28 protein-coding genes are annotated in these 25,882 nt (G+C 50.1%); 18 read left to right on the forward strand and 10 right to left on the reverse strand.

Annotated elements, in window-relative coordinates; genetic code table 11:
- The first annotated feature begins 19 nt into the window (after positions 1 to 19).
- The 5 genes from fliD to ASG24_RS11295 are packed head-to-tail and all read left to right on the forward strand — an operon-like array spanning position 20 to position 4,004.
- Positions 20 to 1,714 (forward strand): flagellar filament capping protein FliD, encoded by a 1,695-nt coding sequence (gene fliD / locus ASG24_RS11275; RefSeq protein WP_055871426.1) that lies wholly within the window; start codon positions 20 to 22, stop codon positions 1,712 to 1,714.
- Positions 1,715 to 1,746: 32 nt separating this feature from the next.
- Entirely contained in the window at positions 1,747 to 2,247 is a 501-nt protein-coding gene (gene fliS, locus ASG24_RS11280; protein WP_055871428.1) for a flagellar export chaperone FliS, read from the forward strand.
- A 4-nt stretch (positions 2,248 to 2,251) separates the two neighbouring features.
- Positions 2,252 to 2,584, forward strand: coding sequence for a flagellar protein FliT (locus ASG24_RS11285; RefSeq protein ID WP_055831004.1), 333 nt, complete (start codon positions 2,252 to 2,254; stop codon positions 2,582 to 2,584).
- The gene (locus ASG24_RS11290) at positions 2,585 to 3,712 is read left to right on the forward strand and encodes a flagellar hook-length control protein FliK (RefSeq protein WP_055871431.1); all 1,128 of its coding nucleotides are present in this window, start codon (positions 2,585 to 2,587) and stop codon (positions 3,710 to 3,712) included.
- Position 3,713: 1 nt separating this feature from the next.
- Positions 3,714 to 4,004, forward strand: a complete 291-nt coding sequence (locus ASG24_RS11295) for an EscU/YscU/HrcU family type III secretion system export apparatus switch protein (RefSeq protein WP_055831444.1) — start codon at positions 3,714 to 3,716, stop codon at positions 4,002 to 4,004.
- Between the two features lie 63 nt (positions 4,005 to 4,067).
- Here ASG24_RS11295 and fliE read toward each other — a convergent pair whose 3' ends face one another.
- A complete protein-coding gene (gene fliE / locus ASG24_RS11300; RefSeq protein ID WP_055871435.1) occupies positions 4,068 to 4,439 on the reverse strand; it encodes a flagellar hook-basal body complex protein FliE in 372 nt (123 codons plus the stop codon).
- A gap of 248 nt (positions 4,440 to 4,687) precedes the next feature.
- Here fliE and fliF point away from each other — a divergent pair, with 248 nt between their 5' ends.
- The 13 genes from fliF (at position 4,688) to fliR (ending at position 16,408) form a co-directional block, all read left to right on the forward strand.
- Positions 4,688 to 6,394 carry a flagellar basal-body MS-ring/collar protein FliF gene (gene fliF / locus ASG24_RS11305; RefSeq protein WP_055831010.1) on the forward strand — a complete coding sequence of 569 codons (1,707 nt, stop codon included), beginning with the start codon at positions 4,688 to 4,690 and terminating at the stop codon, positions 6,392 to 6,394.
- A 3-nt stretch (positions 6,395 to 6,397) separates the two neighbouring features.
- Positions 6,398 to 7,396, forward strand: a complete 999-nt coding sequence (fliG, locus tag ASG24_RS11310) for a flagellar motor switch protein FliG (protein ID WP_055831012.1) — start codon at positions 6,398 to 6,400, stop codon at positions 7,394 to 7,396.
- Positions 7,397 to 7,418: 22 nt separating this feature from the next.
- Positions 7,419 to 8,087: a flagellar assembly protein FliH gene (locus ASG24_RS11315; protein WP_055871438.1), complete on the forward strand. Its 669-nt coding sequence runs from the start codon at positions 7,419 to 7,421 to the stop codon at positions 8,085 to 8,087.
- Between the two features lie 195 nt (positions 8,088 to 8,282).
- Positions 8,283 to 9,683: a flagellar protein export ATPase FliI gene (fliI, locus tag ASG24_RS11320; protein ID WP_055872042.1), complete on the forward strand. Its 1,401-nt coding sequence runs from the start codon at positions 8,283 to 8,285 to the stop codon at positions 9,681 to 9,683.
- 18 nt (positions 9,684 to 9,701) lie between these two features.
- Positions 9,702 to 10,151: a flagellar export protein FliJ gene (fliJ, locus tag ASG24_RS11325; protein WP_055871441.1), complete on the forward strand. Its 450-nt coding sequence runs from the start codon at positions 9,702 to 9,704 to the stop codon at positions 10,149 to 10,151.
- Between the two features lie 82 nt (positions 10,152 to 10,233).
- Complete coding sequence (locus ASG24_RS11330) at positions 10,234 to 11,622, forward strand: flagellar hook-length control protein FliK (RefSeq protein ID WP_055871444.1); 1,389 nt, start codon at positions 10,234 to 10,236, stop codon at positions 11,620 to 11,622.
- Between the two features lie 177 nt (positions 11,623 to 11,799).
- Positions 11,800 to 12,366 (forward strand): flagellar basal body-associated FliL family protein, encoded by a 567-nt coding sequence (locus ASG24_RS11335; RefSeq protein ID WP_055831021.1) that lies wholly within the window; start codon positions 11,800 to 11,802, stop codon positions 12,364 to 12,366.
- 50 nt (positions 12,367 to 12,416) lie between these two features.
- Positions 12,417 to 13,418 carry a flagellar motor switch protein FliM gene (fliM, locus tag ASG24_RS11340; RefSeq protein WP_055831023.1) on the forward strand — a complete coding sequence of 334 codons (1,002 nt, stop codon included), beginning with the start codon at positions 12,417 to 12,419 and terminating at the stop codon, positions 13,416 to 13,418.
- Positions 13,418 to 13,906, forward strand: coding sequence for a flagellar motor switch protein FliN (gene fliN, locus ASG24_RS11345; protein WP_055831024.1), 489 nt, complete (start codon positions 13,418 to 13,420; stop codon positions 13,904 to 13,906). Before fliM ends, fliN begins: the two co-directional genes overlap by 1 nt.
- Before the next feature lie 42 nt (positions 13,907 to 13,948).
- Positions 13,949 to 14,422 carry a flagellar biosynthetic protein FliO gene (gene fliO, locus ASG24_RS11350; protein ID WP_235562403.1) on the forward strand — a complete coding sequence of 158 codons (474 nt, stop codon included), beginning with the start codon at positions 13,949 to 13,951 and terminating at the stop codon, positions 14,420 to 14,422.
- Between the two features lie 108 nt (positions 14,423 to 14,530).
- Positions 14,531 to 15,295: a flagellar type III secretion system pore protein FliP gene (fliP, locus tag ASG24_RS11355; protein ID WP_055871447.1), complete on the forward strand. Its 765-nt coding sequence runs from the start codon at positions 14,531 to 14,533 to the stop codon at positions 15,293 to 15,295.
- Positions 15,296 to 15,331: 36 nt separating this feature from the next.
- Complete coding sequence (gene fliQ / locus ASG24_RS11360; protein ID WP_055831028.1) at positions 15,332 to 15,601, forward strand: flagellar biosynthesis protein FliQ; 270 nt, start codon at positions 15,332 to 15,334, stop codon at positions 15,599 to 15,601.
- Between the two features lie 39 nt (positions 15,602 to 15,640).
- Positions 15,641 to 16,408, forward strand: coding sequence for a flagellar biosynthetic protein FliR (fliR, locus tag ASG24_RS11365; RefSeq protein ID WP_055831030.1), 768 nt, complete (start codon positions 15,641 to 15,643; stop codon positions 16,406 to 16,408).
- Positions 16,409 to 16,494: 86 nt separating this feature from the next.
- Here fliR and flgL read toward each other — a convergent pair whose 3' ends face one another.
- From flgL to ASG24_RS11410, 9 genes are all read right to left on the reverse strand, one after another.
- Positions 16,495 to 17,415 (reverse strand): flagellar hook-associated protein FlgL, encoded by a 921-nt coding sequence (gene flgL, locus ASG24_RS11370; protein WP_055831031.1) that lies wholly within the window; start codon positions 17,413 to 17,415, stop codon positions 16,495 to 16,497.
- 19 nt (positions 17,416 to 17,434) lie between these two features.
- On the reverse strand, positions 17,435 to 19,114 hold the full coding sequence (gene flgK, locus ASG24_RS11375; RefSeq protein WP_055831033.1) for a flagellar hook-associated protein FlgK: 1,680 nt from the start codon (positions 19,112 to 19,114) through the stop codon (positions 17,435 to 17,437).
- A 245-nt stretch (positions 19,115 to 19,359) separates the two neighbouring features.
- Positions 19,360 to 20,454, reverse strand: a complete 1,095-nt coding sequence (gene flgJ, locus ASG24_RS11380) for a flagellar assembly peptidoglycan hydrolase FlgJ (protein WP_055871450.1) — start codon at positions 20,452 to 20,454, stop codon at positions 19,360 to 19,362.
- 11 nt (positions 20,455 to 20,465) lie between these two features.
- Complete coding sequence (locus ASG24_RS11385; RefSeq protein WP_055831037.1) at positions 20,466 to 21,599, reverse strand: flagellar basal body P-ring protein FlgI; 1,134 nt, start codon at positions 21,597 to 21,599, stop codon at positions 20,466 to 20,468.
- Positions 21,600 to 21,610: 11 nt separating this feature from the next.
- Positions 21,611 to 22,276 carry a flagellar basal body L-ring protein FlgH gene (locus ASG24_RS11390; protein ID WP_200934481.1) on the reverse strand — a complete coding sequence of 222 codons (666 nt, stop codon included), beginning with the start codon at positions 22,274 to 22,276 and terminating at the stop codon, positions 21,611 to 21,613.
- 22 nt (positions 22,277 to 22,298) lie between these two features.
- Positions 22,299 to 23,081, reverse strand: a complete 783-nt coding sequence (flgG, locus tag ASG24_RS11395) for a flagellar basal-body rod protein FlgG (RefSeq protein WP_055871455.1) — start codon at positions 23,079 to 23,081, stop codon at positions 22,299 to 22,301.
- A gap of 55 nt (positions 23,082 to 23,136) precedes the next feature.
- Positions 23,137 to 23,880, reverse strand: coding sequence for a flagellar basal-body rod protein FlgF (gene flgF, locus ASG24_RS11400; protein ID WP_055831041.1), 744 nt, complete (start codon positions 23,878 to 23,880; stop codon positions 23,137 to 23,139).
- 54 nt (positions 23,881 to 23,934) lie between these two features.
- Complete coding sequence (flgE, locus tag ASG24_RS11405; RefSeq protein WP_055831043.1) at positions 23,935 to 25,149, reverse strand: flagellar hook protein FlgE; 1,215 nt, start codon at positions 25,147 to 25,149, stop codon at positions 23,935 to 23,937.
- 53 nt (positions 25,150 to 25,202) lie between these two features.
- Positions 25,203 to 25,874, reverse strand: a complete 672-nt coding sequence (locus ASG24_RS11410; RefSeq protein ID WP_055871458.1) for a flagellar hook assembly protein FlgD — start codon at positions 25,872 to 25,874, stop codon at positions 25,203 to 25,205.
- Between the last annotated feature and the right edge of the window lie 8 nt (positions 25,875 to 25,882).

A 25,882-nucleotide genomic window follows, 5' to 3' on the forward strand; every position in this document is an offset into this window, starting at 1 on the left:
AGTGTCTGGAGAATAAAAGATGGCTTCAATTACATCCACAACCGGGGCATCCGGCTTAGCAATCGATTCGATTGTGACAGGATTGATGACGATTGAGAAACAGCCATTAACTCAAATCCAGACCCAGATTACATCCTATAACAGCAAGCTTTCTGCCTACGGTAAACTGAATAGTGGTTTAAGTGCTTTTCAGGCAGCAGTGGATAAACTGGCTACTGCAGCCAAATTCACAGCACAATCAGTCAAAGTTTCTGATGGCAGCAGTATCGTAGCCACGGCTGACGGTACAGCGGCAAATGGAAACTACAATATTTCCGTTACGCAACTGGCGGCTTCGCAAAAAATTGCTACCTCTGCCTATGCCAATGCCACAGACATCATCGGCACCGGTACCCTGAATATTTCGTTCGGCACTTTTACCGCTGCGGATAGCGGAAACGGTACTCCGGCAAATTTTAGTGCCAATGCGGATAAACAGGCGATCAGTATTACGATAGATAGCACCAACAATACGCTGGCTGGTATTCGGGATGCAATCAATGCGAAAAATGCGTCTGTATCTGCCTCGATTGTAAATGACGGCAGTGGCAACCGTCTGGTCATCACTTCAAAAGATACCGGCGCAGTGAACAGCCTGAAAATCGATGTGACCGACAGCGATGGCAACAGCACGGATGGCACAGGGTTATCTGCGCTGGCCTATGATCCTATGGGTGCAGTCGGGACCGGTAAAAACATGACCCAGCTTGTAGCAGCACAAAATGCATTGTTAACCGTGGATGGATTAAGCATCAGCAAATCAAGCAATACCCTGAATGACGTAATCCAGGGGGTGACTTTAAACCTGAAATCCATCACTGCCACCAGTGCAACCCTGGAAGTAGCGACAGATACAGACACTATCCAGGCATCAGTACAGAATTTTGTCGATGCCTACAATAAATTAAATACCACTTTGCGGGACCTGACCAAGTTTGTGGAAGGCGGTTCTACTTCCAATGGTCCGTTATTGGGTGACTCCACCACCCGTGACATCATGGTGAAGCTGAAGTCTATGCTGGCTCGCCCTTCAACCACGGCAACTACCTTCCGTACATTGGGTGATATCGGTGTGAAATCGGATTATAAAGATGGCACGTTAACTCTGGATACCGCGAAACTGACAAGCGCATTAAGCACGAATCTGGGTGATGTAGCCAAGTTATTCGCACCCTCTGCAAAAACTTCAGATCCTCAGGTGACTTATGTCAGCAGCTCAGCCAAAACACAGACTGGTACTTATGCCATCAATGTGACCAGCCTGGGTAGCAGTACACAGGATGCCAGCGGCATGATTAATGGTGTGACTGCCTATGGTAGTGGTGCCAGTTTGATTGGTGCGGCTGACAACGCTGCACAAGGTTTGAAAGTCGCTATCAATGGTTCTGCCACCGGTGCACGTGGAACAGTCACATTTAACAAAGGCCTGGCCGGAGAATTAAGCAGCATGATAGGCAGCTGGCTGGACAGCACTGGTTCAGTAACCACCAAAACCGAAGGTATCCAGACATCGATTAAAGCATTGAACAAACGATCATCGGATTTGAGCGCCAAGCTGCCAGCCATTGAAGCCCGTTACAGGGCGCAATATGCAAAACTGGATGCATTGCTGTCTGGCATGCAAAGCACAAGCTCATATCTTAGCCAGCAAATTGCTGCATTGAATAAAAGCTAACAGCATCAAGAATTAGGAATCAGGAGAATTTTATGTTTGGGACAAAACAATCAGGTATCAATGCTTATGCAAAAGTTGGCTTGGAAACAGGCGTGGTGGATGCCAGCCCATTAAAGCTGACTGTAATGCTTTATGAAGGCGCTATTACTGCTTGCATTCATGCCCAGCAAGCAATCCAGCAAGGCAATATCGAGAAAAAAGGCCAATGCCTGACCAAGGCCGTGACCATTATCGATAATGGCTTGCGCTCAAGCCTGGACAAACGTGCTGGTGGCCAGATTGCCAGCAACCTGGACCAGTTGTACCAATACATGACCCGTAGCCTGATGCAGGCCAGCCTGCACCTCGATGCGAAAAAAGTAAATGAAATACAGCAACTGTTGATGGAGTTGAAAACTGCGTGGGAATCCCTGGAAAAATCCGGTGTACAAAAGACTGTCCAGGCTGGCGCACCTTTCAATGCACTGGTTTCCCAAAAGTCACAGTCCATTCCTGCAGTAAACTCAAATCGTTTGGTTGTTGCCGGAGTATAAGCGTATGTCAAAAGCACTGATTGATACCTATGAATCTTCTGCGAAAATCATGGAGCAAATGCTGATCGCCGCCAGGCAAAGTGCCTGGGAGAAAGTCACCGAGCTCGAGCAATCTTATATGCTCAAAATTGAGGTGATTAAAACCCTGGAACAAAACCTGAGGTTGCAGTCCGAGACATTAAGCCCGGAAGAGCATGGCCGCAAACAGAAACTGGTGCAGAAGATCCTGGCTGACGATGGTGAGATACGTAATTTGCTGTATCCGGTCATGCACAGGATTACCGATATGATTTTTGATGCGCAGCTACATGCGCGCATACCGCCGGACGCCATATAGATGATTCCTATCCCGCAAGTTCTCGCTAATCGTTTCGTTGCACAGGAAACAGAGAGCTTGCGTGCCGTCTCCTCTATCATGCCGGTCGAAGGGGCACAATCCGAAGCGCCTTTATGGAGCCGCTTGCGCCCGGGAATGCAGTTTTCCGGGATGATCCTGCAAAAAGAATCCAATGCCGCCAATGGCTCCGAATTAGCCAATTTCAAAGTCCAGATTCAACTCCCTAACCAGCAACCGGCTGTGGTACAGATGCAACTACCAGCACATCTTGCCCAGCAGCAAGCCCTGCAAATGCAATACCTGGGTCAGGCAGCTACTGGGAAAGATGCACAAAGCGTATATCCGCAGGTGCGTTGGGGAATACAGACACAGAATAAAAGTGCTGATCAGCCTGCCACCAGCTTGGTGACGGCCGGATCGCTGACCGCGTCGCAGTCAGATGCAGCCGACAATTTGCCTCAGTTATTAGGGGCCATGGCCGGCCAGACTGCCAGCCAGGTAGATTTAAGTAACCCTGCCCAGCAATTACAACGCTGGCTAAGCTCACCCATGTTTCAACAACAGGCGAGTGCATTGCAGGCGCAAGCCATTGTCAGTCATAGCCCGCAAAAGCCACAAGTGCTGGCGCAAGACTTGAAGCATGCACTGGATAGCTCAGGCCTGTTTTACGAATCCCACTTGAAAGATGCCGCGCTAGGCAGCCGCCCATGGCATCAGTTACTGCAGGAACCACAAAACAAACCAAATTTTGTGCCGCCGGAAATGGTGGCGCAACAGCTCCAGGTGCTTGAACAGCAACGACTGGCCTGGCATGGCGAAGTCTGGCCAGGGCAAAGCATGCAATGGGAAATCAGCGAGCGTGAGTCTTCTGCCCATTCGTCGGATGACCCGACCTTAAACGCCATTCAAAGTAACCTGAAATTACAACTGCCGCGCCTGGGCGAAGTCTCAGTGCGTATCACCATGGTGAATGGCCGTTTTTCAATTCGTGTACAACCGCAGGAGGCCAACATACTGGCGACTATGCAATCGACGCGTAGTCAGCTAGCCATGAATCTTCAGTCCGCCGGGCTAACGCTGGAATCATTACAGATTACCAGCGAGACACATGAAGCAGTCAGCCAATAATATGCAGCCGGATAAACACTACACCCAATCTGCAGTGGCGCTGGCTTATGAAGCAGGCGACCTCGCGCCCCGCGTAGTGGCAAAAGGTAAGGGATTATTGGCGGAACGGATTATCGCAATTGCAAAAGAGCACGATGTCTATGTGCATGAATCGCAGGCATTGTTGGGATTATTGATGCAGGTGGAGCTGGATGCGCATATTCCACCGCAGTTATACCAGGCGATTGCCGAGATTCTGGCATGGTTATATCAGTTAGAGCAGGGTGAAGTGAGGGAAGCGCCGCTGGTGTAAAGGGTTGGTGCTGAATATGCTGGTGGAACTGTCACTATTAGGCAGTTATAACGACGATTCCAGTTACACCTGCATATTCATCATGTCTTGATAAGCACTTACCAGCTTGTTGCGCACCTGCACGGTAGCCTGGAATGCAATGTTGGCTTTTTGCCCGGAAATCATGACATCAGACAGGCTGACGTTGTCATTCCCCATGGCAAAATCCTGTCCCAGTTTTTCGGACTGAAGTTGCATATTGTTAACCGAATCCAAAGAGGATTTCAAGGCGTCGCTAAAGCTGACCTGGCTGGTCGGGCTGGCCGCAGTGGGTTTCTGTACAGCATTAAGTGCCTGGGTTGCGCTGGCACCCAACCCTTCGGGTTTCTGGGCAGCTGCTCGCAATTGCGCCAGCATGGACGAGATGCGTTGAGCATCAATACCGCCTACGCTCATGTTGGACTCCTTTCATTATCGGGTTGTTAACCCACTTGTGTCGATGGTGTCACTTTAGCATTGCGCTATTGGAGTCGCTCTCAAAAATAGGCGATATTAAGCCGTCTTATTTGCCAATTTGAATTTGCAGGTGAGGCGCATAATGTGTCCCATGTATGAATACCAATGTAATGGTGTTCTGTTTAGATTTAAGACATGCCTGCTGCAGTACCTTATGTCTGGTGCAGGTGATCAACATGGAGATTTAAATGGCTGCTGCTGATGCCACGCTTGCTTCAACAATAGAGTCCACCACTGCGACACCGGATATATTCGGTAAGATGGGCCAGAAATTGCTGCTAGTAGCTGGAATTGCCGCCGTGGTTGCGGTGATGGTAGTGTTTTGGCTATGGAGCCAGAAACCGGATTACCGTGTCCTGTTCTCCAATTTTGCCGATAAAGATGGCGGTGCCATCGTTGCTGAACTCGACAAGCTCAATATCCCATACAAATTTTCTGAAGGTGGCAGTGCCATCATGATCCCTGCCGACCAAGTGCACCAAGTGCGTTTGAAACTGGCAGCACAAGGTCTGCCAAAAGGCGGCAATATCGGTTTTGAATTACTTGAAAACCAGAAGTTCGGTGTTTCCCAATTTGTTGAACAAGTCAATTTCCAGCGTGGCCTGGAAGGCGAACTGGAGCGTAGCATCCAGTCTATTTCTGCTGTCCAGGCAGCGCGTATTCATTTGGCTATTCCTAAACCAAGCGTGTTCGTACGTGAGCAACAGTATCCGACAGCTTCCGTATTATTAAACCTGCATAATGGCCGCCGTCTGGATGGCCAGCAAGTGGCTGCTGTGGTGCATCTGGTGGCCAGTAGTGTGCCCAACCTCTCGGCAGACCATGTGACCGTGGTAGACCAGAATGGCAACCTGTTATCCGACAATGCGAATAAATTAAAGCAAAACGGCCTGGACCCTGAGCAAATGGCTTATGTGGAAAACATGCAAAGCAACATTGCCCGCCGTGTAGAGTCCATCATCACACCGATTGTGGGCGCGAAAAATGTACACGCTGAAGCCAGTGCTGAAATTGATTTCTCAAACACTGAGCAAGCCAACGAATCTTACAAACCAAACAGCAAACCGGAAGACATGGCGGTGCGTAGCGCACAAAACCACGAGTCACAAAATAGCAGTGGCAGTAATGGTGCCGTGCCAGGTGCAGTATCTAATCAGCCACCTGGTGAATCTACTGCCCCTGTCAATGCACCAGCCGCACAGGGCGGGGATGAAAATGCGCCGGCTGCAGCTCCACCAGCACCGCCACAAAACACCCAAAAAGACACGACTACCAATTATGAGCTGGATAAAACCATCAGTTATGTCCAGCAGGCTAAAGGCGGTGTCAAACGCCTGCACGTAGCGGTCGTGGTTAACCATATCCCGGTAGTGGATAGCACCGGTAAAACAACTTACCGCGCACTGAATACTGCCGAGAAACAGCAAGTGAGTGACCTGGCGATGCAGGCGATGGGTTTCAACCGTGAACGCGGTGACACTATCTCTGTGGTCAATACGCCATTTATCAGCGAAGCACAGGAAAAACTGGCTGAGCCACCATTGTGGAAAGATCCGATGGCAATCGAGTATGGCAAGGATGCCTTGCGTTTCCTGGCTGGTGTGATTGTCCTGTTGATGATCTACAAGAAATTGCTCAAGCCTCTGGCCAACAAGCTGACTGGTGCTGATAAAAAACAACTGGAACTGGTGCAGGGTGCTGCGGCGTTGCCTGGTGCTGAGGGTGCTTCAGAAGAAGACGCGCTGGTGACATTGAGTGGCGATTCACCAGCCTTGCCAGGCGCTGCCAGTACCAGTGCATTGAATGCAACTCTGGAGGCAGCAAAGCTGGTCGCGAAAGAAAATCCGCGCATGGTAGCTAATGTGGTTTCTAATTGGACTTCCGCGGAGAAATAGCAAATGGCTGCTGATGGTTTAACAAAAAGTGCAATTTTGATGCTGGCTCTGGGCGAAGACGAAGCTGCCGAGGTCATGAAACACCTGACGCCTAAAGAAGTACAGCGTTTGGGCATCGTCATGGCTTCCATGAAACCAGTGCCTAAAGAAGAAGTGGAAGAGGTGCTGGAGAAATTCATGCTCGACTTCGCCGGCAGCAGCGACTTTGGCCTGGATTCTGACAGCTATATCCGCTCTGTGCTGGTAAAAGCGTTTGGTGATGACAAGGCTTCCAATTTATTGAACCGTATCCCGCAATCACAGGATGCCGCAGGTATCGAAAGCCTGAAGTGGATGGATGCATTCAGCGTGGCTGATTTCATCAAGAACGAGCATCCACAGATCATTGCTACTATCCTCTCGCACCTGGAAGCGGAACAGTCTGCAGAGATTCTCGGCCATTTCACGGAGCGCTTACGCCAGGACGTCATTTTGCGGATTGCCACACTAGATAGTGTCAAACCAACCGCCTTGCGCGAGCTGAACGAAGGCATGCTGAAAATGCTGGCCGGTAACGATAACCTCAAGCGCCAGACCATCGGGGGTGTGAAAACTGCCGCTGAAATCATGAACTTCCTCAGCGGTGAAAATGAAGCCAAATTGATGGATGGCCTGAAAAGTTATGATGATGGCATGGCGCAGCAGATCATGGACCAGATGTTTGTATTCGATAACATCATCGATATCGATGACCGAGGCATACAGGTATTGCTGCGCGAAGTGCAATCCGATGTGCTGATCGTGGCACTGAAAGGGACTTCCGAAGAAATGCGCGAGAAATTCTTCCGCAATATGTCTTCGCGTGCGGCTGACATGATGCGTGAAGACCTGGAAAGCCGCGGCCCGGTTAAATTGTCTGAAGTTGAAACACAACAAAAAGTCATTCTGCAAACCGTTAGACGCTTGTCCGATGAAGGCCAGATCATGCTGGCTGGCAAAGGCGACAGCGAGCAGTACGTATAAAGCATTTTAAGGAAACACTGACATGGTAGCTTCTGCAACGCCTAAAGAACAAATGACCGCTTATCAACGTTGGGAAATGGCCAGCTTTGATGATGTCGCTTCTACCGAGCGGGTCAGGCGCGATCGCGTACAGGCAGAAGAAAATGCCCGTACCGTCAGCCATATTCTCAAGCAAGTAAGGCAGGAAGCGTACGAAGAAGGCTTTAAAATAGGTTATAGCGATGGCATCAAGCAATCGCAGGCCGAGATTGAGGCAGAGCGTACGCAGTTGCTGCAACTATCCGGTAATTTCCAGCAGGCTTTGTCTATGCAGGATGTGGCGATCGCGGAATCTGTACTGACCCTGGCGTTGGAACTGTCAAAAGCCATGCTGAAAAGTAAACTGCAGGCTGACCCGCAAAGCATTATTCCAGTAGTGCTGGATGCCATGCAATACCTGCCACAAGTGAAACAGCCTGCACGCGTGATTGTGCATCACGAAGATGCCAAAATATTGCGCGCCAGCATTGGCGATCAGATGAAAGATCAAGGCTGGCAATTAGTAGAAGATAGCCAGATTGAACGTGGTGGCTGCCTGGTGGAAACTGCAGAAAACCAGATTGATGCGACTAATGAAATGCGCTGGAAACGACTGGTACAAGGTTTGTCCCGTTATGATGACTGGAATAAACCTGCTTCATTGACGGATTAAAACAGCGTCTTTCAATCCAGAATAGATGGTATGAATAACGCACACGACGCTGACATCGATTCCAAACCCTTTTCCGGGCAAGATCAAAGCTCAGAATCAGAATCCCCAGGATCACAGACACCAGAATTACCTTCAATACTGTCTGAGGCCACCGGCTCTACTGACCCCGATTCCGCTAGTCCTGCTCCCAAATACATGCAAGACAATATACATACCCAACGGTGGCAGAGTTATCTAAAAGATTGCCGCGAAATCATCAACCTGGTTGAACCGCTGGAAGTAGCTGGCCGTATTATTAAAGTCACTGGTCTGGTAATGGTCGCTACCGGTATCAAAATGCCGATTGGCGGCGCCTGTTTTATCCCCTTGCAGGATGGTGGCCGGGTAGAAGCAGAAGTGGTCGGTTTTGATGGCGAAAACCTGCTGTTGATGCCGCAAACTGCGGTGGATGGCGTTACGCCGGGTGCCAAGGTATTCAGTATGGAAGTCATGGAAACATTGCCTAAACCGCAATTCGGCCGCCCGCCACGCCGCCGGGCCCAGGACAGGGCGCGCCATTTTCCGGTGGGGGATGGTTTGCTTGGACGGGTAGTGGATGCGGCGGGTATTCCGCTGGATGGCCTGGGGCCCATCCCCAACGATGTCACGGCACCGTTGAATGGACGTGTGATCAACCCGCTGATGCGTGCCCCGATTGAAGCGACCATGGATGTAGGCGTGCGTGCCATTAATGCCATGCTGACCGTGGGTCGCGGACAACGCCTGGGCCTTTTTGCCGGTTCCGGCGTTGGTAAAAGCGTGTTGCTGGGCATGATGGCGCGTTATACCACTGCCGATGTGATTGTGGTGGGTCTGATTGGTGAGCGGGGACGTGAGGTTCAAGAATTTATCGAACAGATTTTAGGTCCTGAAGGCCTGGCACGCTCAGTCGTCGTTGCGGCGCCGGCCGATGTCTCCGCGTTGATGCGTTTGCAGGGGGCAAGTTATGCCACCACGATTGCCGAAGGCTTCCGCAAGCAGGGTAAGCATGTATTGCTGATTATGGATTCATTGACACGTTATGCCATGGCACAACGTGAAATCGCACTGGCGATTGGCGAGCCACCGGCTACCAAAGGTTACCCACCTTCCGTTTTTGCCAAATTACCGGCGCTGGTAGAGCGCACCGGTAATGGCGCACGTGGTGAAGGTTCGATTACCGCTTTTTACACTGTGCTGACCGAAGGCGATGACCAGCAAGACCCGATTGCCGATTCTGCACGTGCCATTCTCGATGGACACATCGTGCTCAACCGTACGCTGGCCGAAAGCGGTCATTACCCGGCAATTGATATCGAACAATCGATCAGCCGAGCCATGCATAACATTACCAGCAGCGAGCATCAGCAACAGGCACGCTTGCTCAAGCAATTGTATTCCCGTTATTTGCGTAACCAGGACTTGATCGCCGTCGGTGCTTACCAGCCGGGTTCTGACCCGATGCTGGATGTCGCGATTAAAAAGCGCGACCAGATCAATGCCTTTCTACAGCAGGATATTCACGAATGTGCGGATATGCAATTCAGCTTGCAGCATTTGTCACAAGTGCTTTCTTAAAGTGAATTAAAAACAGGCATGGCTAATAAACAATCTACCCAGACATTAACCCTGCTGAGTCAGCTGGCCGGTGATGAAGTAGAGCTTGCCATGAAGGCATTGGCACACGCGATGAAACAGCTGGAGCAGGGCCAGCAGCAAAAGTCATTGCTGAGTCAATATCAGCAGGAATACCAGCAGCAATGGCAAACTGTCGTGCAAAAAGGACTCAAAGCGGATTTATACCGCAACTTTCAGGGCTTTTTCTCGCAATTGGAAACCGCTGTCAACAGTCAGAATGCTCAAATAGAACAATTGCAGGCAGTTGTTCTGCAGCGACAACAGGTGCTGCAGGAAAAACAGCGTAAACAAAAGTCGTATGAAGTGCTGATCACGCGGGCCCGGACCTTAAACGAAAAGATCGAGCGCAAGCGTGACCAGAAACTGATGGATGAGTTTGCCAGCCGTGCGAAGCGGACCACTATGTAAAGCATCAGGCCGTGCGAAACACTCTATTCAAAGCGTAGGGCCGTGCGAAACGCACTAGCATTTAAAGTATCAGGAGGGTCACATGACATTTTTAAATTCCGCAGGATTACTGAATAAGGGTAATGCTGATGCCGTAAAGACTGCAGCCAGCAATGCACCGCAGGATTTCCAGGCTAACCAGTCTGATGAATTTGCCCAGGCGTTACGTAAACAATTGCAGCAAGCTAACAAACCTGCCAATACTATTGTCCCGCCTGCAGATAAAAATAAGCCATCGCTGAAAGAGCCTGCAAAAGCAGAATCAGCGCAGACTAATAACGTCAAAAACGAAGCTGCGGCCAAAGAACCTGCAGCAAAAGACCAGCCAAAAACAAACACTGCCACTGCTAAAGATAAAAGCGCAGATGACAGTAAAACGGACAAAAGCAAAGAGATTGACGACCAGGCAGCTGCCGCTGGAGAAACCTCCGGCATAGATGAAACTGCGCTGGACCGCAAAAGAAGATTAATCACTAACCTGCAAGCAACCGACCCGAATGACCCTAGTATTACGCCATGGATGCAAACCATGACAGCCATGATTGCCATGCGCAATCCATCAGGCCAGAGTGGTACAGACGACAAGGCAGGTCTGAATATTGACGATGCCGGATTGGCGTTGCCAAAAGGTGAATTTGTAGTTGACCCGAATGCAACAGCCTTGCCTGAAGAAGCGCTGGCTGATAAAACACTCGCAGCCAACATTCCGGTCAGTGCACAACCCGCAAATCAGACAGCTGCGGTAGATACAAAAACGCCATTAGTGACTGATGGCCAAACACCGGTGACCGATAAACCGGCTAATTTCTCCGAAACATTGGGCATTGCAAAATCAACAGCAGATGCGGTTAGCGAAACTGTAATCACCGATAAAGCCGTGGCCCAGGCGATGAGTGCCGATATTCAGATTGAAAATGCCAATACGGTGACTGTACCAGTCGCACAGGCCTTGCCTAATAGCCCATGGTTAAATACAGCAGGCATTTCACAGAATGCCAACGTCATTATGTCGCAAGTCTCTACGCCATTTGGCAATGAGCGTTGGCAAACGGCGATGAACCAGCATGTAATGAATATGGTAGGCAGTGGCGACGATGTAGCCAGTCTGACTTTGTCTCCGCCTGACCTTGGTCCGATTCAGGTGGTGTTGAAAGTTGATAACCAGTCAGTGAATACCAGTTTTATTACCGATAACCCCTTAGTACGTCAGGCACTTGAAGATGGCATGCAGGACTTGCGTGACCGCATGGAGTCGCAAGGCCTGCAATTAGGGCAGACTTTTGTCGGTAACGGTCATCAGGCCGAGCAGCATTTTGAGCAACAATCCGCAAAAGGTAGTGCTAAAGTGACTGCTGAAACCGAGACTGTTGCAGCAACCCAGACTGCCGTTAAAACCACCGTCTCACGTGGCCTGGTAGATACCTTCGCCTGACTATAGCGCCAGCCTGATGGCTGGTGCAGCATAAAATCTGATTAAGCACCGAATTCACCCTTTTATTCAGCAATCTCCCAGCCCTTGCCATGGGCATAATGTTACCAACTCTGATGCTTTTTGGTCACAAGCTGTTTTGACCATACTATTTAAAGCTTAATTGAAAGGTTTTGTGCAATGGCTCAAGAACCCGCTAAAGCGGAAGCTGCAGTAGCAGCACCCAAATCCAAAAAGAAATTAATTGTCATCCTGGCGATCATTCTGGCACTAGCTGTCGTTGGCGGTGGTGCGGCATTTTTCCTGATGCAGAAAAAGGAAGATGCACATGCTAAAGCCAAACCAGCCAAAGAAGGCGAAGCTGCGGCTGAAGCCGAAGAGGGCGAGCATGAGGAAGAAGCCGAGGCCGAAGGCCATGCTGACCCTAAAACTGCATTGACCTATGTGCAGTTTGAAACCTTTACCGTTAACCTGTTGCCAGACCCGGATGAGAAGTTTTTGCAGCTTGACCTGACAGTAGAAGTAAAAGGCGCCGAGCTCGCCGAAAAATTTAAAACCCAGATGCCGGTATTGCGTAACCGTATCCTGTTGCTTTTGACCAGCAAAAAGGCCAGTGATATTTCAACACCGGAAGGTAAAACACAATTAAGCGAAGAATTACTGACAGAGTTGAAAAAGCCGTTAACCGCTAACGGCAAGCCGGTAAAAGTCACGCAGGTATTGTTTACCTCTTTTGTGATCCAGTAAGTTCAGGCCACGTTTTAAGTTTAAAGACCAGTAGTTTATAGCGAGTAACCATGTCAGCTGACAAGTTTCTATCACAGGATGAAATTGACGCGCTCCTCAAAGGTGTTGAGGGCGATGACGATGGTGATGCGTCGGATAAGGATGATTCCAGTGTCCGCAATTACAACCTGGCAACACAGGAACGTATCGTGCGTGGCCGGATGGCGACGCTGGAAATTATCAACGAACGTTTCGCGCGCCTGCTGCGCGTGGAACTGTTCAACTTTTTGCGCCGTACGGTTGAAGTATCAGTCGGCCCGGTGCGTATCATCAAGTACACCGACTTTATCCGTAACCTGGTCGTGCCGACCAATTTAAACCTGATCCATATGAATCCATTACGTGGTACAGGCGTGATGGTGCTGGACCCGACTCTGGTGTTCCTGGTGGTAGACAATATGTTTGGTGGCGATGGCCGCTTTCATACCCGGGTGGAAGGCCGCGACTTCACGCAGACAGAGCAACGTATTATCCAGCGCATTCTGGCGTTGATGTTTGATTCATATGCCAAAGCCTGGGCCCCTGTTTATCCGGTCGAGTTTGAATACCTGCGCTCGGAAATGAATACCCAGTTTGCCAATATTGCGACACCAAATGAAGTCGTCGTTGCGATTACCTTTAATATCGAGCTGGGCCCTAACAGTGGTGAAATGCATTTCTGCGTTCCTTATGCCATGGTCGAGCCGATTAAAGATTTGCTGACATCACCGTTGCAAGGTGAAAACCTGGGTGGTGACAAACGCTGGGTCAAATTGATGACACAACAGATCCAGGCTGCCGAAGTGGAGATTGTGGCTAATCTGGCTAACCGCAGATTGACGGTAGCCGATTTGCTGGAGCTAAAACAGGGGGATGTTATCCCTATTAATATCAGTGACACTATCGAAGGTCAGATTGACAATATCCCGGTAATGGAATGCCGTTACGGGGTATTTAACGGGCAATATGCCCTCAAAGTTGAGAAATTAATACGTGCTGACGGAAGTCAGGAGCAATTGCAAGGAGAGTCATAATGGCGATGGATCCCGCTACTGGCAACAGTGCAGATGATGAAATGGAAGCAGCGATGGCTGCAATGGGCGTGTCAGATACAGGTGATGTACAAACCATCGCCGAAGATGACTGGGGTGCGGCATTGGCTGAGCAGACACAAGCCGAGTCTTCTGCACTGCAAGAGCCAGTCAGCAAGACAGCAGTATTTAACGAGTTTAGTGCCAACAATAAGCTGGAGGGGACACAGAATGATATTGATTTCATCCTGGATATCCCGGTACAACTGACCGTAGAGTTGGGCCGTACCAAAATTTCTATCAAGAATCTGCTGCAATTGGCTCAGGGCTCTGTGGTGGAGCTGGATGGCATGGCCGGTGAACCGATGGATGTACTTGTCAACGGTTGCCTGATTGCGCAAGGTGAAGTTGTGGTGGTGAATGACAAATTTGGTATCCGCCTGACTGATATCATTACCCCGGCCGAGCGTATCCGTAAACTGAATCGTTAAGTGATTAACGGCATCAATTAAAACTGATATAGAGCATAAAAAGTGATCAAGCTTGTGAAGTTATTGCCAGTCTATATAGTCAGCCTGTTGTGGTCTGCCATTGCATTTTCCGCTGAAAAGGTTAAAACGGCAGCGCCGCCATCAGCCAGCGACAGCCTGGGCCGCATGGTGTTTGGTACCGTGATTGTTTTACTGGTGATTGCGGTCATTGCCTGGGTGTTAAGACGTGTGTTACCAGGACAGGGTTTGGCACAAACTGGCGTGATTAAACAAGTCGGTGGCGTGCAGCTAGGCCCCAGGGAACGTGTCGTGGTGCTTGAAGTGGCCGGACGCTGGTTAGTGGTTGGCGTGAGCGCTGGACAAATGACTGCGCTGGGTGAAGTGGCACCTGCCACACCAGAGCCTGTTTCGACCAATCATTCTTCAAATGGTGGCATTGATCCACATGCATCTTTTGCCGTACGCTTACAGCAAGCGATGCAGCAAACAGTCAAATCCTTCAAAAACAAGCCTTGAGTCGTTTATTTCCGGCCTTTGATTTCCATAAGGCCAGCGTACACTATCTCCATCTTTAAAAAGCATGCCCGGCGATAACGGCATGCCTAAGTTCTGGATACGATGACGATGCGTGTAATCTCTGTTTTAAAATTTCTTTTGTTCCCTCTGTTGCTTGGGCTAATTTACCTTTGGCCTGCGTATTCCTGGGCAGCTGAAGGATTATCAATAGGCTCGGTGACCCCTGTACCCGGTGGCGGTCAGGATTACACACTCAGCCTGCAAACCCTGATTCTACTGACATCGCTGACGTTTATTCCGGCAGCGATCCTGATGATGACCGGCTTTACCCGTATTGTGATTGTGCTGTCTTTATTGCGTCAGGCATTAGGCACACAATCAGCGCCATCCAACCAGGTATTAATTGGCCTGGCGCTGTTCATTACTTTTTTCGTCATGGGTCCGGTATTCGACAGGATTTATGTGGATGCCTACCAACCTTTGTCTGAGAGCAAAATCACTATGCAGGAAGCCCTTGATCGCGGCGCACTGCCACTCAAAGGTTTTATGCTCAAGCAGACGCGTGAAAATGATCTCGCCATGTTTGCCAATATGGCACACACACAGGCTATCAACACCCCGGAAGAAGTGCCATTGCGCATTCTGGTGCCGGCCTTTATGACCAGCGAATTGAAAACTGCTTTCCAGATTGGTTTTGCTATTTACATCCCGTTCCTGATAATTGACATGGTGGTCGCCAGTATCCTGATGGCAATGGGCATGATGATGGTATCACCGGCGATTGTCTCGCTGCCGTTCAAGCTGATGCTGTTTGTGCTGGTCGATGGCTGGCAGCTCATCCTGGGGTCGTTGGCCCAAAGTTTTGTCATGTAATGACCCATAAAGATTGTGCTTTTAAAGGAGTAACCCATGAGTCCTGAACAGGTTCTTACCATAGGCAGCGAAGCCATGCAGACTACATTGATGGTGGCAGCACCCATCTTGGGCACCGCGCTGGCGATTGGCCTGGTGGTCAGTATTTTCCAGGCGGCCACGCAGATTAACGAGCAAACATTGTCTTTTATCCCGAAACTGGTGGGTGTGATGGCGATGTTGCTGTTAGCTGGACACTGGATGCTGATGACCTTGGTGGATTATATGCACCGGGTATTCACCATGATTCCGCAACTGGTCAATTAAGCTGACCGTTCATACTATTGATTCTGCTCGCTACGTGTCATGCTAACCATCCATGCTTCTGATCTGCAACAGTGGATAGTGCAACTGCTTTGGCCCTTGACCCGTGTGTTAGGCTGTATCGCTGTCGTCCCGTTATTCAGCCATCCCTCCATCCCCAACCGCATCAAACTCGGCATAGGCTTTGTCATTACACTGGCGATTGCGCCGTCAGTACAAGTACCTGTTATTGAAGTAATGTCCTGGCAGGGTATGCTATCTTTGCTGGCACAGGTACTGATAGGTATCAGCATGGGATTCGTCATGCGTATCATGTTCACCGCGGTAGAAATGGCCGGCTTCATGATGGGGATGAGCATGGGCCTGGGCTTTGCCAGCTTTTTTGACCCGCAATCTGAAGGGCAGACTATTGCTGTCGCACAATTCCTCACCATGCTGACTTTGCTGGTTTTTATGAGCCTGGATGGGCACTTGATTGTAGTGGCGGTGATGTTGCAGAGTTTTGAAACCATGCCTATTTTGCTGGATCACTGGCAACTGAATGGGCAGGCAATTGCCGAACTGGGCGGGCACATTTTTTCCCAGGGCTTATTGCTGTCGCTACCGGTGGTTGCCAGCCTGCTGATTACCAACATGGCATTGGGTATTTTAACCAAAGCGGCACCGCAGTTTAATATCTTCGGTATCGGCTTCCCGGTCACTATTTCAGTTGGGATGGTGATGACATTACTAAGCCTGCCGTCATTGATCAGCCCGGTCAATCGCTGGCTGATAGATGCACAGCAATTGATGTTGCAGGTGATTAGATAAAGTGCTGTATGAAAATTTAAAGGCATAAAAAAAGACCCTGTCGGGTCTTTTTTTATTTTATGCTGCAAGTGCTTATTTAAGCAGTGCTAAATAAACTGGAATAAAGACAATTGTGAAGTTTGCACGTAGGATTTCTGCGCTGCTTCCAGGATAGTACTACGCTTGGCCAGGTCAGATAAGGCTTCAGTGTAATCCAGGTCCTGTAATTTGGAGATCGAGGCGGTATATTGCAGTTCCATATCACTGCCTGTGACATCCAGGGTATCCAGTTCATTCAGTTTGCTACCCAGGTCAGCACGTACATTCAACACCTGGTCCAGTACACCTTGTACTTTGGTCATGGTGTCAGCCAACCCGTTACTGAAGTTGGTCTGAGTCGTCGCATCAGTGATGGGTGTCTTCAACAGGCTGATCATGTCCTGCAAAGTTCCAAACAGGTCATTCCCATTGGCCTGGAACAATTCAGTACCACTGTACGTCACCGGCATCTGGCGTTGCACATCCACTTGCAGAGCGCGCTTTTCAGTATCCCCCTGGAAGTCGATATTGCCTGTCACCGTATTCAGTACATAAGGCACAGTACCGGTCTGGTGACCTGAATACATATAGTTTCCCTGCGCATCCTTGGTATTGACCAGGCCGATCAGGCTATCAAGGCGGCCTTGTAACTCACTCGCAATATTGGCGCGTTGCTGGTCGTTATATGAGCCATTACCTGCGGAAACCAGGGAGGATTGCACGTCCAATATCACATTGGTGATGCTGGTCATATTGGTTTCATAGGTTTCCAGCGATGTTTTCGCCACATTACGCGTGCTGGCGTAAATGCTGTTCAGGTTCTGTGCATTGGTCAACTCAAGAATACGGGCAGAGGCAACAGGATCATCTGCCGGGGTACGCACGCGTTTACCGGAGGAAATCTGCTCATTCAGTTTGCTCAGGTCATTCTGCAAATCCATCAGGCGGTTGGTGCCACTCTGGTAAATGCTGTTGGTGCTAATTCTCATGATTCATCATCCTTGCTAATTACTGACCCAATTGCAGCAGTACATCGAACAACTGGCTGGCGATTTGCATCATTTTGCCGGCGGCCTGATAGGCTTGCTGATACCGTAATAAATTGGCGGCTTCCTCATCGATATTGACACCGGATTCCGATTGCATCGCCGTGGTCGCATTTTCAAGGGCAGAAGCATCTGCCTTGCTGGTCACCATCATCTCGTTGGTTTTGGTACCTACCGCGCTGACCATCAGGGCGAAAGCCTGTGCATATGAACGATTACCGTTGCTTCCCAGCATGCGTACATTGGCGGAATCCGCCAGCTTGCCTAAACGCAGGCCATTGCCGTTGTCACCGGCGCCTTTGAAAGCGATCACATTGCCGTTGGCATCAATACGCTCAGCCAGCGCCAGTTTTTCAACATCATCAAACGCCAGCGTGATCTTGCTCGCCGCACCCTGGGTGGGGCGTATCATATATTCATCACCTTCGACCGGAGTACTCGTGTTGACATTGAATTCAATGCCATCCACCGTGATGGGCAGGGTAGCAGTGCTGGTCACCACTTTATCGCTGTTACGGATAATGTTGTACTGGCCACCGGTATATTTCAGCGTGTAGTCACTGCTGGTGACCTGCTGTGATTGCCCAGGCACGAAAGTGGCAGTCGCCTGCTTGGTTTTATCTATATTACTGGTGCTGCTGGTAGCGACAGGTTGCGGTACATTAAATAAAGCAACCCCGGCGTTACCATTCAGGTCATAACCCTGTTGCTGCATTTCATTGAATTGGGTGGCCAGCGTGACGGCCAGTTGTCCGATCTGGTTCTGGACGGAATCCAGGGTTTCATTTCTGAATGTCAGTAGCCCCCCCAGAGAGCCACCACCCAGGGATGAACCATCGATAATTTTCGGCGCACTTCTATCGCCATAAGCAATCTCAAGGCGATTAGGCGCGGTAGGGTTGGCCTGAGTATAAAGCTGATAAGTGTCATCACCGACCACTAACGGCATACCATTGCCTATGAAAACATCATAGTTGCCATTGCTCTGCTTGACGACGTTTGTCTTGACTTGCTCGCTGAGCTTGGACAATAGCAGGTCGCGCTGATCTAGCAGGTCATTAGGAGGGTTGCCCGTGGTGCTTGTTGCCTTTTCGATGACCTGATTCAATTGCGAAATCTGTGTTGCGTAGCTGTTGATGCTGGTCACACTGGCCGACACCTGGGTATTCAGGCTCTGGCGTATATCGTCCAGACGGGAGTTCATTGCCGAAAAACGGTTCAGCAATGAGTTTGCAGAAGAGATCACTGTCTGCCTTGTCGCTACATCGGTCGGGTTAGCAGCTGCCGCACTGATGGCGCTGAAAAACTTGGTCATGACCGGGCTCAGACCGGCATTGGCGTCCGAGAGCAAGCCATTGATTTCATTGATGCTGTTGTAATAGGCAGAGCTGGCGTTGCTGGTTGACGTGGTCGTCAGCAACTGTTTAGCCAGCGTCTCGTTGTAGACACGGTTGATACCGGTGATATCCGTGCCCTGGCCGACAAAGCCATAGCCAAAGTTTTGCGCCTGTGATGCCGCCTGCACGATCACCTGTCGGGTGTATCCCGGGGTAGACGCGTTAGCAATGTTGTGACCAGTGGTGGCAATCCCGATCTGGGCTGCGTTTAATGCACTTTTGCCGATATTCAATATGTTGGACATAATGTTGGAGTCCTCATGTGCCTGCACCCTGCAGAGTGTTCGACACGTATGTAAAGTTACAGTTATTTAGCCTAACGGCAGTTTTTTCTAATTCTTTAGTAAACAGGGAATAAATGTCTGTGCGAGCGAACTGCTGCGTTGCCCGGTACTCGAAACCTAGCTTTATAACTTATGCTAGATATTTCAGCGTTCCGTGCTTCTTGCACTACATCTCGATCGATCAATGATCCCGTGTTCCCTTCATACTAACTTTGCAGATGCTTGATCACCTGAGTCAGTTTTTTGCCGTATTGTGGATCTGTGGCGTAACCCGCACGTTGTAATTCATGCGCGTAAGCGCTGGCATCGTGCGTGTTATTCATGGCTTTTTCGTAGCGCGGATTTTGTGAAATCAGTTTTGCATAATCTTTGAAGGCATCACTGTAACTGTCATAGGCGCGGAATTTTTCTACGCGGGTTTCCTTGACGCCGTTGATGTACTCGGTAGTGACACTGTTCGCCACTTTGCCTTTCCAGCTGGCATCCGCTTTGATACCGAACAGGTTATGACTATTCACACCGTTAGTGGTCTTGATTTCGTGTTTTCCCCAGCCACTTTCCAGTGCGGCTTGGCCGATCATGAATTTAGCCGGGATACCGGAATCACTACTGGCAGCCTGGGCATGCGGTAACATGCGCTGGATAAATTGCTGGGTTTTGCTGGCGACTTCGCTCATGGCCGACGCTAACGGTGCAGCTTGAAGCAATGTGAAGTTTTTCGCATTTTCCTGCGTTTCTTCCATCAATGGTGGCAGTTCAGGAATGCCGCGCGCCCAGGCGGTATCATTATCGGTGCTAGCAGTTTCAGGTTTGGTAGCTTCCCATTGCTGGTAGGCATCACGGATTTTTTGTGCGGCTTGCATCAATACAGCTTTGCCCGAAGCCGTGCCACTAGAGGCCAGATTATTCAAAGAGGGATTGCTGGAAGAAAGCCCATTCACCAGATCATTTTTGGTGCCATGCAGTTGTGTTTTGGTTTTTTCAGTGTCTTCGGCTGGTTTGGGGCTGAACTTGCTCAATTGCCTGACCAGTACTTCAGTCAGGCCCATGCCTTTCTGGCTCAGTTGTGTGGTGAGCTGCTGGTCCAGCATGCCCATAAACATTTTGCTCTGTTCGTTATCGGTGATGCCATCTTGCGGCACGGTATCGCGCATGCTTTTCAGCATCATGTTCATCAGCACGCCTTCAAACTGACGGGCGACGGCGCGAATGGCTTCCGGTGAGTCACTTTTGGCGTTTTTCAGGCCATTCAGTGCGCTGCCATCTATTGCAAGACTGTTAGGATCGACACGTGGTTGCATGGCAATCTCGCTTAGATAACCTCAAGCTCGGCGTTCAGCGCGCCAGCGGCTTTCATCGCCTGCAAAATCGCCAGCAGGTCTTGCGGTGTGGTGCCAATTGCATTCAGCGCTTTGACCACATCAGCCAGGTTGGCGCCATTATTCAATTTGAGTACTTTGCCAGGTTCCTTATTGATATTGATCTCGGAAATGGCAGTGGATACGGTCTGGCCATTCGAGAACGGGCCAGGCTGTGAAATCACTGGTGAAGTATTGACGACCACAGACAGGTTGCCATGAGAAACAGCGCAGCTATCCAGCGTCACTGCCTTATTCATGACCACGGATCCGGTACGTGCATTCATGATGATCTTGGCTGGTGTTGCGGCCAGTGCCACGTTGATAGTTTCCAGGTTAGCCAGGAAAGAGACACGGCTCATGGTTTCCGGTGGGCGCACCTGGATCACGCGGCCGCTTTCAGCCTGTGCAGTCATCGGCCCAAATTTCTTGTTGATGGCTTCCACCACATTATTGGCAGTGGAGAAATCACTTTCCTTCAGTTCGAGTTTGACCAGATCCTGATTCAGCAACGTGTTAGGCAGGGCACGTTCAACCGTGGCACCATCTGAAATACGGCCCACGCTCAGGTGATTGATCTGTGCCGAGCTGCCATTCGCTGCAGCACCGACGCCGCCAACGACCAGGTTACCCTGGCCCATGGCATAAATCTGCCCATCAGCACCTTTTAATGGTGTCATCAGCAATGTACCGCCACGCAAACTCTTGGCATTCCCCATGGAGGACACAGTGACGTCCAGCGTTTGGCCTGGTTGGGCGAAAGCGGGCAGGGAGCTGGTCACCATCACGGCGGCGACGTTTTTCAGTTGCAGGTTGGTACCAGGCGGCAAAGTGATACCCATCTGGTTCATCATGCTGATAATACTTTGTACGGTAAATGGCGTTTGCGTAGTCATATCACCGGTGCCATCCAGGCCTACCACCAAACCGTAACCGATCAACTGGTTGGCGCGTACGCCCTGAATGTTGCTAATGTCCTTGATACGCTCTGCATGCGCTAAAGGCGCTGAAAGCACCAGACCCGATACCAGTATCAGGTTAAGTAGCTGCGTGGCAGTGCGGGTGAATGTGTTAAACAGGCTTGGCATGTTCAACTCTCCTATAACGGGATCATGCTAAGGAAGAAGCGGGAGAAGATGGAGAACGCTTCGGCAGCATCAATCTTGCTACTGGAGCGATACTCAACACGTGTGTCTGCCACTTTGGTAGAAAGTACTTCATTACCGATGGTAATGGTATCCGGGTTAACCACACCGGAAAACCTGACGTATTCGGTACCTTTGTCAAAGCCGATTTGTTTTTCGCCGCTGATGACCAGGTAGCCATTAGGTAACACATCGACCACAGTCGCGGTGACAGAGCCGCTGAAAGTGTTGCTGGCATCAGCACTGGCTTTATCTTTAAAGGATAATGCAGAGCCTGCATTAAAGGCTGATTTAGGCACGTTATGCCCAAACAGGCCGGTAATGGAAGCGCCCACTGAACCATCTTTGCTCTGGCCGTTGTCAGACGCTTTGTTAGCGGTAGTATTTTCTGTAATACGCACAGTCAGGATATCACCCACATAACGTGGCCTGCGGTCTTCAAACAATGGGCGATAGCCTGCAGTATTGAAGATAGCGCCTTCGGTACGCGCATCGGGACGAGCCAAAGTGGAGCGTGGTGTTTCAGGTTTTTGTACGATGGTAGAAGGCGTCACTGAGCAACCGCCAAGGAGCTGGGCGATTGCCAGGCAAAACAATAAGCTGATAAACGTTTTATGCATGATGCCAACCTTCAAACAAAAATTACATCTGTGACAGTTTTTGCAACATCTGGTCAGAGGTTGTAATGGCCTTGCTGTTAATTTCGTAAGCACGCTGGGTTTGGATCATGCTTACCAGTTCTTCGACAACGTTTACGTTGGATGTTTCAAGGTAGTTCTGTTGTAACAACCCTGCACCGTTGGAGCCTGGGGTATTGGTATTCGGGTTACCTGAAGCGGTGGTTTCCACATACAGGTTTTCACCTTTGGATTGAAGGCCGGTCGGGTTGATAAAGGTTGCCAGCTGGATTTGGCCGATCTGTGTAGATGCCGTTGAATCCGCCGTTGTGATCGACACGACGCCATCACGGCCAATGGACAATGATTGTGCATTGGCAGGAATGGTGATTGCCGGTTGTACCGGGAAGCCACTGGAGGTGACCAGTTGGCCTTGCGCATCCATCTGGAAAGAACCATCACGTGTGTAAGCAGTGCTGCCATCCGGCATCAGGATCTGGAAGAAGCCGTTACCTTGAATGGCGACGTCTTTGCTGTTATCTGTTTGCTGCAGGTTACCCTGGGTGAAAATGCGCTCGGTGGCTACGGGTTTCACACCTGTACCCAGTTGCAATCCGCTAGGCAGCTGGGTTTGCTGCGAGGACTGTGCGCCAGGCTGACGAATGTTCTGGTAGAGCAAATCTTCGAATACTGCACGTGATTTCTTGAAGCCACTGGTGCTGACGTTAGCCAGGTTGTGTGAAATAACGTCCATTTGCGTTTGTTGCGCATCCAGACCGGTTTTGGAAATCCATAATGAGCGTATCATCGTTTACTCCTTTGGGTGAAAACCCTTGTTCATACCGTCAATAATATGACAGACTTTAGCCATTCAAACTGAAGAGTTGATCGGCTTTTCCAGCGTTGTTTTGCGCGTTTTCCAGCATCTTCATTTGCATTTCAAAACCGCGCGCCAGGCTGATCATATTGACCATGGTTTCAACTACATTGACATTGCTACTTTCGAGCGCGCCGCCTGCCACGGTCACATTGGCGTCAGCAGGTGCTGGCCGGCCATTTTCCGTGACAAATACACCATCGTCAGCACGCTTCATGCTGGCAGGTGGGGGGTTAGTCAGTTTGATCCTGCCGATAATGGTGCTGGGGCTAGGCGTGGTTAAATTGCTCACCGTTGAAATGGTGCCGTCCTTGCCAATCGCAATCGCCGAGTCCGGCGGGATGCTAATCGGGCCACCATCACCCATCACATTGAGGCCAGTAGAAGTTTGCAGCTGGCCGTTTTCATTGATTTTCAATGCGCCATTGCGGGTATAACCTTCAGAGCCATCGGCACGCTGCACTGCGATCCAGCCTTCGCCGGTGACGGCTACATCCAGGTCACGGCCGGTCTGCTGGATGGCACCGGATTTGTAATCGGTACCTACCGTCGCATCGACGACAAAAGCGCGGGTAGGCAAACCATCACCAAGTACCGGTACCGCGCGGAAACTGTCTACCTGCGCCTTGAAACCGGTAGTGGTCGCGTTTGCCAGGTTATGGGCAGTCGTGGCCTGTTGCTCCAGAATATGTTTTGCCCCTGTCATTGCAGTGTAAATCAGGCGATCCATACCAGCTCCTTAGTCATTCAATAGTGAAGATTCAGCTTAAAGTCAGTGCGCTACTTATCTCAGGTTGACCAGGGTTTGTAATACCTGGTCCTGGGTCTTGATCGTTTGGGCGTTGGCCTGGTAAATACGTTGTGCAGTGATCATATTTACTAACTCGCCGGTCAGGTCAACGTTTGAGTCTTCCAGGGCAGAAGATTGCAATACACCCATGGTGCTGCTGCCTGGCGAGCCAATCAGTTCAGCTCCAGATTCGTTAGTTGCCTGCCACTGGTTGCCGCCCAGGGATACCAGTCCGTTAGGGTTGGCAAAGTTGGCCAGCACAACGCGGCCTAGTTGTTTGGTTTCGTTATTGGTATAACGGCCCAGGATCACACCGTCATCACCCACTGTGAAGCTGGCAATACGGCCGGAGGTATAACCATCCTGCGTCTGTTTGTTCACGCTGAAGGTTGCGCCATATTGCGTACTGTTGGAATAATCCATCGCGACAGTCACAGGACCGGAACCAGTGGTTGGTGTGAAAGTGATGTTGCCAACTGTTGAAGTAGCAGTGTCATACACACCGGTACCGGAGAAGTTCATTACTGGCACTGGCGCCGGCGTGATGTTGGTACCATCAGCTGTGGTGTAAAGACGCCATGTGTTAGCGGCTGTTTTTACAAAATAGCTCTGGATATTGTGAGCATTACCCAGGTCGTCATATACCTTGATCGCGGTAGCGTTGGTATAGCTCAGCGGATCTTGTGGGTCAAAAGGCCTGACTGTCTGGTCAATGGCAGGGCTTTCCGAGTTCAGGTTATATTGACCGGTGATTTCGGTAGTCGTGACCGGTTTCAAATCACTGGTATCAATCTGCAACTCAACAGGAGAAGACCCGTTAAGGGCATCAGCAGGATTACCCATCAGGCGCTTGCCATCGCTAGTGACTATATAGCCATTCTTATCCATCTGGAACTGGCCGTTACGGGTATATGTCACAGCGCCGTTGTTGCTCAGGCGGAAGAAACCACCGCCGTTAATGGCGATATCCAGGGTATTGTTGGTAGCGGTGATATTGCCCTGGGTAAATTGCTGGTTTACGTCCGCCAGTTTGGTACCAATACCAATTTGTGCTGCGCCACTGCCTATCAGTGAAGCGGCGAACATATCCGAAAACTCGGCACGTGATTGCTTGAAGCCAACGGTGTTGGCGTTAGATACGTTGTTACCAATCACCTCCAATTGTTTGGAAGCTGCGTTCAAGCCACTTAAACCCTGTTGAAAACTCATGATGTGATCTCCTGGAGAAAGACTAAATTCTGTAAATAAAATTAATAGACAAATTAGAATATTTCGACGACGTCAGAGACTGCGACTGCCGTGTTGTTACTCAAGTTAAGCTTGATGCCGCTGGTGCTGTTGGACACGCTTTGAACTTGCGCCAGGCTGAGTGCAGAGCTGGTGGTTGTGGTATCGCCAATCTTGGCGGTGATTTCATAGGTGTAATTGCCGCTAGGGGCCACTACGCCTTCATTGTTTTTGCCGTCCCAGCTTAAGGCATTCACGCCCACTTCCTGTTTGCCAAAGCTGAGGGTACGTACAATTTGTCCGGCACCATCTTTGATATTCACTGACACGGTATCTGCACCGTTAGGCACGTTGACACCAAAATAGCCACCGGCTTCAGCATGGGTCAGGTTATTGCCTGACACCAGAACGCTATGGCCTATCATGCTGGTAGCCTGGTAGGATTGGCCCAGTTGCACGCTACTGATCAGGCTGCTCATGGTTTCATTTAGTTTGTTGATACCAGTTACGGTGTTCAGTTGCGCCATCTGGCTGGTCACCTGCGCGTTATCCATCGGGTTCAATGGATCCTGGTTTTTCATCTGCGTCACCAGCAGTGTCATAAAGCGGTCTTGCGCTTCATCAACGTTGCTGCCTTTAGAACTGTTTTTCTTGTTGACCGCATCAAGAATGTCCTGCGATACCTGGTTTGTATTGACGGTTGTCATGTTAAAAA

It is taken from the genome of Methylophilus sp. Leaf414, assembly GCF_001425425.1.
Lineage (GTDB): Bacteria > Pseudomonadota > Gammaproteobacteria > Burkholderiales > Methylophilaceae > Methylophilus.